Source organism: Methylocystis suflitae, assembly GCF_024448135.1.
GTDB lineage: Bacteria > Pseudomonadota > Alphaproteobacteria > Rhizobiales > Beijerinckiaceae > Methylocystis > Methylocystis suflitae.
In genome coordinates this window covers 1-14,225 of sequence record NZ_JAMRYX010000004.1, presented here as the reverse complement: position 1 = coordinate 14,225, position 14,225 = coordinate 1, and the positions used below count along the sequence as shown (strand labels likewise).

12 protein-coding genes and 1 tRNA gene are annotated in these 14,225 nt (G+C 61.9%); 6 read left to right on the top strand and 7 right to left on the bottom strand.

The window, feature by feature from the left end:
- The first annotated feature begins 539 nt into the window (after nucleotides 1-539).
- Together NEI07_RS00220 and NEI07_RS00215 are read left to right on the top strand one after the other, a co-directional pair.
- The gene (locus NEI07_RS00220; protein WP_256031886.1) at nucleotides 540-2,204 is read left to right on the top strand and encodes an outer membrane protein; all 1,665 of its coding nucleotides are present in this window, start codon (nucleotides 540-542) and stop codon (nucleotides 2,202-2,204) included.
- Nucleotides 2,205-2,426: 222 nt separating this feature from the next.
- Nucleotides 2,427-2,639, top strand: coding sequence for a hypothetical protein (locus NEI07_RS00215; RefSeq protein WP_256031885.1), 213 nt, complete (start codon nucleotides 2,427-2,429; stop codon nucleotides 2,637-2,639).
- Nucleotides 2,640-2,802: 163 nt separating this feature from the next.
- Here NEI07_RS00215 and NEI07_RS00210 read toward each other — a convergent pair.
- Nucleotides 2,803-2,877, bottom strand: a tRNA-Thr gene (locus NEI07_RS00210).
- A gap of 273 nt (nucleotides 2,878-3,150) precedes the next feature.
- On the opposite strand from NEI07_RS00210, the gene NEI07_RS00205 reads away from it, so the two are divergent.
- A complete protein-coding gene (locus NEI07_RS00205; protein WP_256031882.1) occupies nucleotides 3,151-3,540 on the top strand; it encodes a transposase in 390 nt (129 codons plus the stop codon).
- Nucleotides 3,541-3,546: 6 nt separating this feature from the next.
- Here the strand turns inward: NEI07_RS00205 and NEI07_RS00200 are convergent, their stop codons facing one another.
- From NEI07_RS00200 to NEI07_RS00190, 3 genes are all read right to left on the bottom strand, one after another.
- Complete coding sequence (locus NEI07_RS00200; RefSeq protein WP_256031880.1) at nucleotides 3,547-4,389, bottom strand: transglutaminase family protein; 843 nt, start codon at nucleotides 4,387-4,389, stop codon at nucleotides 3,547-3,549.
- A gap of 10 nt (nucleotides 4,390-4,399) precedes the next feature.
- Complete coding sequence (locus NEI07_RS00195) at nucleotides 4,400-5,347, bottom strand: alpha-E domain-containing protein (protein WP_256031878.1); 948 nt, start codon at nucleotides 5,345-5,347, stop codon at nucleotides 4,400-4,402.
- Between the two features lie 67 nt (nucleotides 5,348-5,414).
- On the bottom strand, nucleotides 5,415-6,875 hold the full coding sequence (locus NEI07_RS00190) for a circularly permuted type 2 ATP-grasp protein (RefSeq protein ID WP_256031875.1): 1,461 nt from the start codon (nucleotides 6,873-6,875) through the stop codon (nucleotides 5,415-5,417).
- A 195-nt stretch (nucleotides 6,876-7,070) separates the two neighbouring features.
- Between NEI07_RS00190 and NEI07_RS00185 the strand changes: the two genes are divergently transcribed.
- Nucleotides 7,071-9,329 (top strand): carbohydrate porin, encoded by a 2,259-nt coding sequence (locus NEI07_RS00185; protein ID WP_256031874.1) that lies wholly within the window; start codon nucleotides 7,071-7,073, stop codon nucleotides 9,327-9,329.
- Between the two features lie 30 nt (nucleotides 9,330-9,359).
- Here NEI07_RS00185 and NEI07_RS00180 read toward each other — a convergent pair whose 3' ends face one another.
- Genes NEI07_RS00180 through NEI07_RS00170 form a run of 3 tightly spaced genes read right to left on the bottom strand, consistent with a single transcriptional unit; the run spans nucleotide 9,360 to nucleotide 11,679 of the window.
- The gene (locus tag NEI07_RS00180) at nucleotides 9,360-9,665 is read right to left on the bottom strand and encodes a hypothetical protein (protein ID WP_256031873.1); all 306 of its coding nucleotides are present in this window, start codon (nucleotides 9,663-9,665) and stop codon (nucleotides 9,360-9,362) included.
- Nucleotides 9,662-10,138 (bottom strand): glutathione peroxidase, encoded by a 477-nt coding sequence (locus tag NEI07_RS00175; protein WP_256031872.1) that lies wholly within the window; start codon nucleotides 10,136-10,138, stop codon nucleotides 9,662-9,664. Before NEI07_RS00175 ends, NEI07_RS00180 begins: the two co-directional genes overlap by 4 nt.
- Before the next feature lie 38 nt (nucleotides 10,139-10,176).
- Entirely contained in the window at nucleotides 10,177-11,679 is a 1,503-nt protein-coding gene (locus NEI07_RS00170) for a sigma-54-dependent transcriptional regulator (RefSeq protein WP_256031869.1), read from the bottom strand.
- Nucleotides 11,680-11,959: 280 nt separating this feature from the next.
- Here NEI07_RS00170 and rdgB point away from each other — a divergent pair, with 280 nt between their 5' ends.
- Both rdgB and adh read left to right on the top strand, forming a co-directional pair.
- Nucleotides 11,960-12,589 (top strand): RdgB/HAM1 family non-canonical purine NTP pyrophosphatase, encoded by a 630-nt coding sequence (gene rdgB, locus NEI07_RS00165; RefSeq protein WP_256031867.1) that lies wholly within the window; start codon nucleotides 11,960-11,962, stop codon nucleotides 12,587-12,589.
- Between the two features lie 122 nt (nucleotides 12,590-12,711).
- On the top strand, nucleotides 12,712-14,225 hold a 1,514-nt coding region (gene adh / locus NEI07_RS00160), incomplete at its 3' end, for an aldehyde dehydrogenase (RefSeq protein WP_256031866.1).

Genomic DNA, 14,225 nt, shown 5'->3' with positions numbered 1-14,225 from the left:
GGCGCTGCGCGAAATGGGGCTGGGACTATAACGGCAACCGCGTCTGCGTCGCTTTCTATAATTACTGAGAGCGCGCCAAATTTTTCGAACCGCAGGCGCTTGCCTGCGGTTTTTCTTTTCTTTTCTGCCCACGCGATCGCCACGCTCTGGGCGCACGCTTCTTGATCTTGGAGTTGAGACCGCTAATTTGAGGCGAGCGGCGCCGCCTGGAGAGAGTTCATGCCGGAAGGCTTAACGAGACTGATGATTTTAGGCGCGATCGGTTTCTTTCTCGGCGCCGCGATCGTCGGCTACTATTCAGGCTGAAATTCTTCAACTCAGCTTGACGGAAACCAAAACGCGCGGGCGCGCTTCGGGACATAGCCGCGACGCTTAAGTGCGCTGAAATCATCAGAAGGCGATGTGGCCGCAAGGACACATTCCAACCACAAAATGTTTTGGAAAGGCGTCTTTGTGCTACGCGCCGATTGACTGGGCCCCTAAAGCCAAGTCCAAGCTGGCAGGAAATTTCCTGTTTTTCCACTGGCTTGGGGTGCGCGATGAAAAAGGCGATTGTCTGTGCGGCGAAATTTCATGTCGTTCTGGCGATCGGCTCCGCATGCGTTCCTGGGCTTTCCTTCGCGCAGAGCGTCGGGGCGCCTTCCGTCCCCTATCCCATTTGGACCGGCTTCTATGCGGGCGTGAACATCGGCGCCGGATGGGGCGCCGACGCCCGCAATGGCAATATCTGGCGACCCGACGGCCTGAACGGCGGCGTGACCAACAGCCTCACGGCTCTTGGCGCCGGCGGCGGCGTCAGCGGCGGCGGTCAGATCGGTTATAATTACGCGCTCTCGCCCCTCGCGGTCATTGGCGCGGAAGCCGATTTTCAGGGCGCGAGCGTGCTGTCCGGCAGCGGCCTTTCCCCTGGCTATTTGCAGAACAGCAATGGCGCGGTCAGCTATGTCCCGGGATGGCTCGGCGGCGGCGTTTCCCTTCACTGGTTCGGAACGGCGCGCGCGCGCGTCGGGGTCACCCCCCTGCCGACGCTTCTGTTGTATGGCACGGGCGGTTTTGCCTACGCCGAGGTCGAGAACGCTTACGGCGGCGCTTTGAGCAATCAGGTCTCCGCCGTACGGACGGGCTGGACGGCGGGCGGCGGCGTGGAATGGATGTTCATGCCGAATTGGTCGGTCAAGGCTGAATATCTCTATACCGACGTTTCCGGCGACAGCAGCGCATACAACGGCGTTTACGGCAGCGTGAGCAACCGCACGCGGTGGAACACGCTGCGCACGGGGGTAAATTACCATTTCGACTGGGGCGCGCCTTCGGCGGTCGCGCGCGCCGACGCGGACATCGCGTCGACGTCTATTGTGCCTAAGTCGGCGCTGTCGATTGGCGTCGGCGGCAATCTCAATCTGACGACATTTGAGCAGCAGAATCTTTATTGGGCCGGAACTTCAAATAACATTGATCGGCTGGGACGGCTTTTCGGCTATGGCTTTGCGGGATGGAACACGGGCGTCAATCTGACTCCTCAAGTTGCAATCGCGCCGATTGGGCAGATCAGTTACTTCAATCGCTTTGAAGGGACCAACTGGCTCTGGGGCTCTAAATTTTCCTATACATATCTGGATTCGAAATCCTCGCGGTCCAACGTGCTCATCCCTCAGTTTGGCGCGTTTAACGTCACGCTCGACGGCCAAAACAATAATTTCGATAGAGAATTTAACTTCTTCGGGACGGGCTATCTTCAGTCCTATCAGGCGAGCATAAACCATCAGCTCGTTCTGACGCCCTTTATCGGGCGCGCATTCTCGAACGGGTTCATCTATCTCGGCGCGGGGCCGTCCCTCTCCCACATTCGAACGAATCTGAATAATTTGACTGGCTTTCGCAATTCGCAAGGCGCGCCGATCAATCAAACCGCGCTTCCTGCGAATTATCAAAATTCTCATTGGGTGTGGGGCGCGGCCGCGACGGCTGGCGTCACCTATTTCCTGACGCCGTCCTGGTTTGTCGATTTCAACTATACGTTCTCCCAGACAAGAGGCACGACGAGCTACTATCTGGCGTGGTACGCCGCGCCGGTGCCCGGATTTGACATCACCTCCATCGGCTATACGCCGGCGAGCACGTCGGGCGCGCTCAATACGCAGTCATTCAACGCCTCTCTCAATTTTGCGTTCGATCTGAACGCAGGGAGCGCCGATCCGCATTAGCGCTATCGACCCTGCAGCGTTCCGGGACGCGGACGAAGAGTTGCGCGGCGAAGGAACGCGCAGACGCGCCCATACGCGGGACGCTTGCGCATGAGGCGGCCGGCGGCGACGCGCTGCGCGCAGGCGCAGGCGCAGGCGAGCTTGCGCGCTCATTGTTCATTAACCATGTTGATCTAAGTGATGGGCGCGGACGAGGCGCAATCAGGAGACGTAGCAATGGCGATGAGCAACAGGACCAAGATTGGAATCGTTCTTGCGGTTGGGGTATTCGCCGGCCTCTCGTCAGCGTTGCTGTCCCTGCTGCTATTGGCGGCGGCGGGCTTCCTGATCGCCTGGGGCCAGAATCCCGAAGGCGTTGAGGCCTTTTTCGAAGGCCTTCCCTTGAGCGACTATAGCTCAAAAGCCTTCTCGCGCTTGAACTCGATCCTCTCGTAAGATCTCCGGACACGGGGCGCGCCTCGCGTCGCCATCTGTCCGCTCGACAACATCGAACAAGCCTGCCGGACCTCTCCGGCGGGCTTTAACTGCGTGGAACAGACGCCGCCGCTTTCGGCGGCCGCTGACGTCCAGCGTCGAACTGACAGACAATTTATTGAGCTGGTGCTGCAAGAGAGGATTGAACTCTCGACCTCTCCCTTACCAAGGGAGTGCTCTACCACTGAGCTACTGCAGCGCTTGACCGCCCGCAACGCATGAAATCGCGTCCGACGCGTTCGGCGTCTGTGTGCCACAGGGGCGCGCAAGTCGCAAGCGCGCGCGCGTCCAACCCATGCGGCCGCTGAACGCACGTTGATCGCGCCGCTGCGCCGGACGGCCCCGCCGAAAACAGGTTGTATTGTTGTAAATTACAACCTAAGATTGAGCTACCGATCGACCCTGTCGGCCCTTCACATCGAAGGCGCTTCCGCCCGGGTCGGCGTCGCAATGCGCCGCGACGGAGGATCAATTGATTGAGAATTATCTTTCTGACGAACATTGGCAGGCCGTCGCTCCCGTCCTTCCCGGAAAAGAAGGCGACCCAGGCTGTAGAGGCCGCGACAATCGGCTTTTTCTCGAAGCGGTGTTTTGGATTTTTCGAACCGGCTCGCCCTGGCGCAGCCTGCCGCCGCAGTTCGGCAAATGGTACACGATCTATACGCGCTATCATCGCTGGGACAGGAAGGACGTCTGGCCGCGCGTCGTGACCGCGCTCAGCCACAACGGCAAATGCGATTTCCAATATGACAAATACGGGCTGCGCTTCGCGCCATGCGAAGAAATTAGCTTGCCCGAGCGCGCGCGAATCGACGCCGACGGGCGCCAGCGCGCCGCCGTCGGCCAATTGGCCGAAGTCTGAGACCAGCTACTGCGATTGCGATTGCGACTGCGATTGGCTGAAGGCCGCCGCCCGCGCGACGCGCACTTTGACGTCCAGCGTTTCGCCCGCGCCGCCTGAGTGCGCGCCGCGGATCGGCGCCGCGCCCAGATAGTCGAGCGCGACGGCGACGCGCACGTGATTTTCCTGCGGCGCGACGCCATGCGTGGGATCGAAGCCGACCCAGCCGAGATCCTCGACATAGGCCTCGGCCCATGCGTGGCCGGCGACCTGATCATCGCCATCGCTGCTGAGGAAATAGCCGCTCACATAGCGCGCCGGTGCGCCGATCCCGCGCGCGCAGGCGATGAAGAGATGCGAAAAATCCTGACAGACGCCCTTGCGATGCTCGAAACATTCCGCCGCCGTCGTCGCCGAATGCGTGGCGGCGGCGTCAAATGTGAGCGACTCATGAATCGCGCCAAGCAGCGCGTGAAGCTTCGCGAGCGTTCCGCTTTCCTTCGATGTCGTTTCGCGTGCGAAATCGCCGATCGCGGCGCTCGGCGTCGTCAGCGGCGTCTCGCGCATGTAAAGGATCGGCGGAAAGCGCTCGACCGCGCCTGACACGACTCCGGTCATGTCGAAGGTCGTCACCTCTCCTTCCACCACCGTGGAGATCGATTCGATCGGCCCATCGACAGAGAAGCGGTGAAGGGTGTTGCCGAACGCATCTTCCGACTGCACCAGTCGGCAATCGCGATCGACGTCGATGCGCCAGTCGACGACATGCTGCCCATCGTGATTGCGCGGCGACAGACGAAGATGCTGCACGGCCGTTCGCGGCGGCTCCGCATAGCGATAGGTCGTTTCATGCCGTATGCGGATGCGCATCTGATGTCGCTCAGAAGAGATATTGCTCGGAAATGAGCGCGGCCAGTCGGTTGTTTTCCGTGATGAAGGACTGCACGAATTCGTGCAGCCCGCCTTGGAAGACGCTCTCCATATTCAGCTTTTCGAGCTTGCCATAGACGCCGCGGGCGTGACGCTGCGAGGAGCCCTGGCGCCCGTGGGCGCGGGCAAGATTGTCGAGATTGCGCACAATCGACTCATAGCAGGAAATCAGCGAGCGCGGCATCTCCGGTCTGAGGATCAACAGATCGGCGACGAGCCAAGGCTTCATGCTCGTGCGATAGACCCAGTGATAGGCGGTATGCGCCGATACGGCGCGCAGAATGGCCGACCATTGGAAATAGTCGAGCGAACCGCCGACGATCTCCTTCTCGGGCAGCAGCACATGATATTTGACGTCGAGCAGACGCGCCGTATTGTCGGCGCGTTCGATAAAAAGCCCGACGCGCGAGAACCAATAGGCGTCGTTGCGCAGCATGGTGCGATAGGCGCCGCCATCATAGGTCAGCGACGTCTGCTTGATGACCTCGAGAAAGCGCGCAAGCTCCTGCGCGCAGGGGACGACGCCGCGCGATTCCAGCGCGCGCATTTCAAGATAGGCGTCGTTGATCGACTCCCACATTTCGATGGTCAACGCCGTGCGCACGGCGCGGGCGTTGGCGCGCGCTTGCTCCAGGCAGTTGCGGATCGATCCCGGATTTTCCGGCGCGAAGGTGAGAAATTCGATGACATTGGCTTCATCGACCGGACGTCCGGAGGTCTCGAACGCCAGCGCCGCGCCCGACGACAGCAGCACGCTTTCCCACTCGGTTTCTTCGCCGCCATAGGCCTTCGGCAGCGCGGCGAGGCGTCGCGACGCCTGAATGGCGCGCGCCAGAAAGTCGGCGCGCTCCATGTAGCGGGCGAGCCAGTACAGATTATCGGCGGTGCGGGAAAGCATCAGCACGTCCGTTTATGAGTCGCTTTGGCGATCATCGGTGGTCGTTGCGGCATATGCGAGCGTCTTATCACGCTTGCCCCATCGGCTCCTCGCCGACCCACGCGTCGTCGATCACCCATGTGTCCTTGGTGCCGCCGCCCTGGCTTGAATTCACGACGAGCGACTTCTCCGTCATCGCGACCCGGGTCAGACCGCCCGGCACGACGCGGGCGCCATTGGCCCCCTGCAGCACGAAGGGCCGCAGATCGACATGGCGCGGGGCGACGCCGTTCGCCATGGCGATCGGGCATGTCGAGAGCGCCAGCGTCGGCTGAGCGATGAAATTCTGCGGATGCGCCTTAAGCTTGGCGCGAAACTCCTCGATTTGCGCCTTGGCCGCATGCGGCCCCACGAGCATGCCATAGCCGCCGGAGCCGTTCACTTCCTTGACGACGAGTTCATCGAGATGGTCGAGGACGTAGGTCAGCGCTTCGGCTTCGCGGCAACGGAAGGTCGGAACATTCTGCAGGAGCGGCGCTTCGCCCAAATAAAACCGAATAATGTCAGGCATGTAGGTGTACATCGCCTTGTCGTCGGCGGCGCCGGCGCCCACTGCATTCGCCAGGGTCACATTGCCTGCTTGATAGGCGCCCATCAGCCCGGCGACGCCGAGCGCCGAATCCGGCCGGAAGCACAGCGGGTCGAGGAAGTCGTCGTCAATGCGCCGATAGATGACGTCGACGCGGCGCGGGCCCTCGGTCGTGCGCATATAGACGACGTCGTCGCGCACGAAGAGATCGCGGCCCTCGACGAGTTCGACGCCGAGCTTATCGGCGAGAAACGAGTGTTCGTAGAAGGCCGAATTATACTGGCCGGGCGTCATCAAGACGATCGTCGGATCGCCGTTGGCGCGCGGCGGGGCGACCGAGCGCAAGGTCGCAAGCAGCTCATCGGGATAGTTTTCGATCGGCGCGACGCGATGCAGCGCGAAGAGTTCCGGGAAAAGCCGCATCATCACTTCGCGGTTCTCGAGCATATAGGAGACGCCGGAAGGCGTCCGAGCATTATCCTCGAGAACGAAGAAGCCCTGATCGTCGGTGCGCACGATGTCGACGCCGGCGATATGCACGTAAATATCGTAGGGCACGCGTCGGCCCGCCATATCGGGGCAATAGGCAGGGTTGCGATAGACGAGATCGGCAGGAACGATTCCAGCCCTCAAGATCTCGCCGGCGCCGTAGATGTCGGCAAGAAACGCGTTGAGCGCGGCGACGCGCTGAATCAAACCTTTTTCGAGGGTCGCCCATTCGCTGCGGGCGAGTATGCGCGGCAGAATATCGAAGGGAATGAGGCGCTCGGTGGCCTCCTGCGCGCCATAGACCGCGAAGGTGATGCCGATGCGACGAAACAGCAGCTCCGCCTGCTCGCGGCGCGAGGCCAGGAGTTCGGGCGGGGTTTCCGCGAGCCATTGCGAAAGCTTGCGATAAGGGGCGCGGGTGCGGCCGTCCGCTCCAGCCAGTTCATCGAACTGCGTTATGCGTGAGTCCATTGCAAGAACTCCCTCTGGCGGCCTCGGCCGGCGGCCTTTTTTACAGTTCAAAGCAAGGACTGCGCCAATAGCGGCTGCGAAAATCTGTCACAGAGTTTTACTATTTGGCCAAAAGCTGATTCGCGCCGCGCCTGGTTTCTGGCGCATCCGTATCGCTATCCAACGGAGACGCCGCCGGCAAGGTGTTGAGAGCGCATGCAAGGGGAACGATATCACCCGCGTTCGAGCGCCGCCGGCATTGGCCTTACGGCGCCGCAGAGCCCGGTCGCATGCGTTTTTTCTGTCGTCCTTCTTGGCTTCGCCTTATGCGCGCTGAGTTCGAGCGCGCGGGCGGCCGACACGACCCCGCCGGTCTTCAATTGGGCCGGCATGTATATTGGCGCTAGTCTCGGCGGTGGATTTCCGCTGCACAGAGGCGAACGGCTGCAGGCGACGAGCGGCTTTGGTTCGCCGGCCTTCGATCTTTATCCCGATAGCGTGACGCGCCCAGGCGTCACGGTTGGCGCGCAGGCCGGATATAATTGGCAGAGAGGGTCCTGGGTCTGGGGGTTCGAGACGGACCTGAGCCTGCTCGACGGAAGGCGCGGACCGACGGGCGCATATCGGGCTTCACCCGCCTATTCGGGGCCGCCCGTCTTTGCGCTTGTGTCGAATTCAAGCGCCAATTTCTTCGCGAGCATTCGCGGGCGCGTCGGCTACGCATGGGACCGCTCGCTACTCTATGTAACCGGCGGGGTCGCGGCGGGCGGCGCAAGAGGTCCGGCGACTTTGACGCTCGGCGCGGGCGGACCCGACGCGATTTTCTCTGCGCCGTGGTCGCAATCCTCTCGGATGAAATATGCGATCGGCGCCGGCTTCGAATACGCCTTCGCCGACAATTGGTCGGCGCGGGCGGAATATCTCTTCCTCAATCAGTCGTTGAACACGCAAGTTTTCGATAATGGCGCGGACTTCATCTATGTGTCCCGCATGCGAAACGAAAATCATCTGTTACGTTTTGGCGTAAATTATCATTTCGGCCAGGACAATCGCATTCCCGGCTCCATCGAATACGGCACGCCGCAAAGCGGTCGCAACGGCCATAATGGCGGCAACGGCCATAATGGCGGCAATGGCCATGGCGGCAATGGCCATAATGGCGGCAAGGCCGACAGCGCCAACACGCACGACGCCGCGCCGGAACTCTATAGCGTCCACGGGCAAACGACTCACGTCGCTCAAGGCTACCCACGATTTCGTGCGCTCTATGACGGCCCCAACAGCTTTCCGTCCGGCGGCAAGGCCAATGTCGGCTCGACGACCAATCTCTTCCTCGGACTGCGCCTGTGGGAAGGCGGGGCCGCCTATCTCAATCCCGAGATCGACCAGGGCTATGGCTTGGCGAATTCGGTGGGCGCCGCGGCCTATGTAAATAGCGCTGTGGCGAAGGTCGGACGCGCTGCGCCCTATATGCGGTTTCAGCGTTACTTTCTGCGTCAGATCATCGGATTGAACGAAGGCGGCGAAAGAGAAAGAGATCCGGACGAAGGCTCACGCAGCGAGGTGCTTGAGTCGACGCAAAACCAGATTTCGGGCAAGGTCGATAAGGATCGCGTCATCATCACGCTCGGGAAATTCGCCGTCGGCGACGTGTTCGACGACAACATTTATGCGCATGATCCCACGACCGGTTTTCTCAACTTCGCATTTAATACGATGGGCGCGTTCGACTACGCCGCCGACGCCTGGGGCTATACCTATGGGCTTGCGGTTGAATGGAAGCAGGACTGGTGGACGGCGCGCGGCGGCGTGTTTCAGCTTCCGACGGTTCCCAACGGCCAGGAAATCGAACCACAGATATTTCGCCAGTTCATGGGGGTCGTCGAGTTGGAGGCGCGCTATGAACTGTTCAGTCAGCCGGGCGCGATCAAATTTCTCGCCTACGGCGATAATGGATACATTAGCAAAATTGACGATGTGATCCGTTACGCCTATCTCGCGGGCGATTTTCCGCCGCGTTTCGACACGGCGCGGGGGCGCGCGGTGAAAACCGGCGGCGGCATAAATATCAAACAACAGCTGATGCCGAATCTCGGCTTCTTCCTGCGCGCCAGCATGGCCGATGGCCGCTATGAAACGGTCGCCTACACGGATGTCGATCGTCAGCTCTCGATGGGCGTCGTCGCGGCCGGCGCCTTATGGGGACGTGACGACGATGAAATCGGCGTCGCCGGCGCCTTGGGCGGCCTGCATGGCGACCGCGTGCGCTATTTCGGACTGGGCGGCACGAGCGTCTACATCGGCGACGGCGCGCTTTCCTACGGCGGCGAGAAGAATATGGAAGCCTATTACAAGATCGGCTTCGGCAAGAATATGGACGCAACCTTCGACTATCAGCTGCTGGTCAATCCCGCGCATAACAGCGCGCGCGGGCCGATCAACGTCTTCGGCCTGCGCCTGCGCGCGGCGTTTTGAAAAAACGCGCCAAGGAGCGTCAGCGACGCTTCACTTGCGGTCGCAATGACGCTTCAGGGCGAGATAGTGCGGCAGCTTTTGCTCGAACTGCGGGAAATAGCGTGCAATGACGCTCACGTCGAAACGCGCGAGAATGCTCTCCTTTGCTTCCCGGTCGAGAAGAAAGCGGAAGGCGGCGTCGATAAATCTTTGCGCATCTGCGCCGCCGCCGAGCCGCAGCAGATCCTTTCGCGAGAGCGTGACGCGGTGCTGCGTTTCGCTTCCCTGATCGCGCACCGTCACGTCGAAGACGAGCGGATCGCCGTCTTCGATCATGCGCGCGTCGATGGCGGTCACAGCAGCGCCTCAACGTCCTTCGCGATCTGCTCGGGCGTGTCGGTCGGCGCGTAACGCTTCACGACATGCCCCTCGCGGTCGACGAGAAATTTCGTGAAGTTCCATTTGATCGCTTCGGAACCCAATATTCCCGGCGCCTCGCGCTTGAGCAGGCGATAGAGCGGATGCGCGGTCTCGCCATTGACGTCGACCTTGCCGAACAGTGGAAAGGTGACGTCGTAATTCGCCGAACAGAAGGACGCGATCTCCTTCTCGGAGCCAGGCTCCTGCGCGCCAAACTGATTGCAGGGAAAGCCCAGGACGACAAATCCCCGATCGGCGAATTTGCGGTAGAGCGCTTCGAGCCCGGCGTATTGCGGCGTGAAGCCGCATCGGCTCGCAACATTGACGACCAGCATGACTTTGCCAGCGTAATCGGCAAGCTTCCTCGGCTGGCCGTCGATCGTCGTCGCTTCGATGTCGAACAGCGTCATGAAACCCCTCGCACTGAAAGGAAGCATGCGCTCCCAGATTACGCGACCAGCGTTCCCGAAGGCTCGGAGTCGCTTTCTGACGCTTCCTCGAGTCCGTATTCCTTCATCTTCCGATAGAGCGTCGAGCGACCAATTCCAAGTCGCCGCGCAATTTCCGACATCTGGCCGCGGTAGTGCGTCAGGGCGAAACGGATCGTCGCGGTCTCGATGTCCTCGAGCGTGCGCATCTCGCCGTTCGCCCCAAGCAGCGACATCGCATTCGGATCGCGGATTTCGACGCGGACGATCTCGCGTTCGCGCGGCGCGGTCGCGGGGGCGCCCGGCGCAGGCGCGGGCGGCACGCGCACTTCATAGCCTTCGACATGGGCGGCGATTTGCGGAAATTCGGCGACCGTCAACTCGTCGCCGTCGGCGAGCACGACGGCGCGAAAGACGGCGTTCTCCAATTGGCGGACATTGCCCGGCCAGTCGTAGCTCGTCAGCAGCGACAGCGCTTCCGGCGTCACGCCGCGAATATTGCGGCCTTCCTCGGCGGCGAAGCGCGCCGCAAAGCGCCTGGCGAGATCGGCGACGTCCTCGCGGCGCCCGCGCAGCGGCGGAATGTTGATCGGGAAGACGTTGAGCCGATAGAAAAGGTCCTCGCGAAACAGCCCGCGTTTGACGAGATCGATGAGATTTTGATTGGTCGCCGAGATCAGTCGAATATCGACCCGGATCGCGCGCTTCGCGCCGACGGGATCAATCTCGCCTTCCTGCAGCGCGCGCAGCAGCTTCACCTGAATGTCGAGCGGCAGTTCGCCGATCTCGTCGAGAAACAGCGTCCCGCCGTTCGCCTCAACGAATTTGCCGCTATGCTTCTCGGTGGCGCCGGTGAAGGCGCCCTTCTCATGGCCGAAGAGAATCGATTCGACGAGATTGGCCGGCAGCGCGCCACAGTTGACGGTGACGAAGGGCTTGCCTTTGCGATCCGACGCACCCTGGATGGCGCGCGCCACGATCTCCTTGCCGACGCCCGACTCGCCTTCGAGAAGCACCGGAATGGAGGAATGCGCCGCGCGCTGGCCGAGCCGGATGACGCGCGCCATGTCGTCGCTGCGCGAGACGAGGTCCTTGAACGTCAGCGCGCCCTGCGCCCGGCGGCTGATGCGGCGCACTTCGTCGGCGAGCGCATCGGCGGAAAGCGCGTTCTTGATCGAAATTTGCAGGCGTTCGGCCCCGACCGGCTTGACCACGAAGTCATGGGCGCCGGCGCGCATCGCGGAAATGACGGCCTCAATCGATCCATGCGCGGTCTGCACGATCACCGGCGTCGCGAGTTTCATGTCGCGCATCCGGGTGAGCACGCCCATGCCGTCGAGGTCGGGCATGACGAGATCCAGAATGAGCAGCGCTATGGCCTTGGCGCCGGGCTGCGTCAGTCGCGCAATCGCCTGTTCGCCGCTTTCGACGGTCTCGGCCTCGTAACCAAATCGCCGCGTCATAGCTTCCAGCAGACGACGCTGAACGGGATCGTCGTCTGCAATGAGAATGGTCGAGGTCATTTCGTCCCTTGCATTCCGGGATAATCGAGCGGCGAAGTCGCCGCGTCAGGCTTGGCGCGTCCCGGAACCGTCTTTGCGGCTCCTCAATCGTTGCCAAGCATAGTAAAGGCGGGGTTAACCGCGCCAAGACGAAACTTTGTAGCGCCTTCCGTCCCTTCGACCAAGACCCCCAGAGGGCGATCGTGGCGATTTGGCGGCAAATCGCTGCAAGTTATGGAGATGTCAGCGCCATGGCGACGCCCCGCCGGCGCGCCTGGAGCCGCGCGGCGGGAGGAATCTGATGGATCCGCGCAAAATCGCCGGCAAGCTCGTGATCGCCACGCATAATCCCGGGAAGCTTTGGGAACTCAGGCAATTGCTCGAGCCGCACGGCGTCGAGGCGGTTTCCGCGGGAGAACTCGGCCTCGAGGAGCCCGAGGAGACCGAACGGACCTTCGCCGGCAATGCGCTCCTAAAAGCGGGCGCTGCCGCGACGGCGTCCGGATTACCCGCCTTTGCCGACGATTCCGGTCTTTGCGTTGACGCGCTCGACGGCGCCCCCGGCGTCTATTCGGCGCGCTGGGCGGGGGAGGACCGCGACTTCAAGGCCGCCTGCGCCCGCGTCGAACGCGAGCTTGAGGCGCGCGGCGCCAAGCCGCCCTATCGCGCGCATTTCGCCTGCGCGCTCGCCATCGTCTGGCCGGACGGCCATATCGAGCAGTTCGAGGGCCGTGTGGACGGCGTTCTCGTCTTTCCGCCCAAGGGTGAGAAGGGCTTCGGCTATGATCCGATCTTCAAGCCCGACGGGCTCGACAAGACCTTCGGCGAGATGATGTCGGCGGAAAAACATGCGCTCCCCGGCGACGGCTCGCAGGCGCTGTCGCATCGCGCGCGAGCGTTTCAGGCGCTGGCGAAGGCGTGTCTCGACTAAGACAGCCCGGCTCGGGCGGCGCTTTGCGTCGGGCGCTTGGCGTCTGGCACTTGGCGTAACGCCGCGCTCCAACTACTTTCTCAAAGAAAAAGCCGCCGCTGCGGAAACGCGAGGAACGCCCCATGACCAAGCATGAAACTTTCGCCGCGCTCAAACCGCCGTTCAAACCGCGCTACGGCAATTTCATCAATGGCGCATGGGCGGACGCGAAATCCGGCCGCGTCTTCGACAATGTCTCGCCGATCACCGGTCAGAAGATTTGTGAGATCGCGCGCTCCGACAAGGACGACGTCGAGGCCGCGCTCGACGCGGCGCATGCCGCGAAAGACGCCTGGGGCAAGACGAGCCCGACGGAACGCGCCATCATCCTCAACCGCATCGCCGACGTGATGGAGGCCAATCTCGGTCTCCTCGCCGCCGCCGAAACCTGGGACAATGGCAAGCCGATCCGCGAGACGAGCGCCGCGGACATTCCGCTCGCGATCGATCACTTCCGCTATTTCGCCGGCGCCATTCGCGCCCAGGAAGGCGGCATTTCCGAAATCGACCACGACACCATCGCCTATCATTTCCATGAGCCGCTCGGCGTCGTCGGCCAGATCATCCCCTGGAACTTCCCGATTCTGATGGCCGTTTGGAAGCTTGCGCCGGCGCTCGCCGCCGGCAATTGCGTCGTCATCAAGCCGGCCGAGCAGACGCCCGCAAGCATTCTCGTGTTGGCGGAGCTTGTCGGCGAGCTTCTTCCCAAGGGCGTGCTCAATATCGTCAACGGCTTCGGGCTCGAGGCCGGCAAACCGCTCGCCTCATCAAACCGGATCGCCAAGATCGCCTTTACCGGCGAGACGACGACCGGCCGGCTCATCATGCAATACGCCAGTCAGAACCTCATTCCGGTAACGCTGGAGCTTGGCGGCAAGTCGCCCAACATCTTCTTCGAGGACGTCGCCCGCGAGGACGACGACTATCTCGACAAGGCGATCGAGGGCTTCGTGATGTTCGCGCTCAATCAGGGCGAGGTCTGCACCTGCCCGAGCCGCGCCCTGGTGCATGAGAAGATCTACGACCGCTTCATGGCGCGCGCGTTGAAACGCGTCGGCGAGATCAAGCAGGGCAATCCGCTCGACCCCGAAACCATGATCGGCGCGCAGGCCTCCTCCGAGCAGCTCGAAAAGATCCTCAGCTATATCGACATCGGCAAGCAGGAGGGCGCCAAGGTGCTCGCCGGCGGCGAACGCAATGCGCTCGGGGGCGACCTTGCCGGCGGCTTTTATGTGAAGCCGACCGTGCTTGAAGGCCATAATCGGATGCGCGTGTTCCAGGAGGAGATATTCGGTCCCGTCGTGTCGGTGACGACCTTCAAGGACGACGACGAGGCCTTGGCCATCGCCAACGACACGCTCTACGGCCTTGGCGCGGGCGTGTGGAGCCGCGAGGCCAACCGCTGCTATCGCTTCGGCCGCGCCATTCAGGCGGGGCGCGTCTGGGTGAACTGCTACCACGCCTATCCGGCGCATGCCGCTTTCGGCGGCTACAAACAATCGGGCATCGGCCGCGAGAATCACAGGATGATGCTCGATCACTATCAGCAGACGAAGAACATGCTGGTGAGCTACAGCGAAAAGAAACTGGGGTTCTT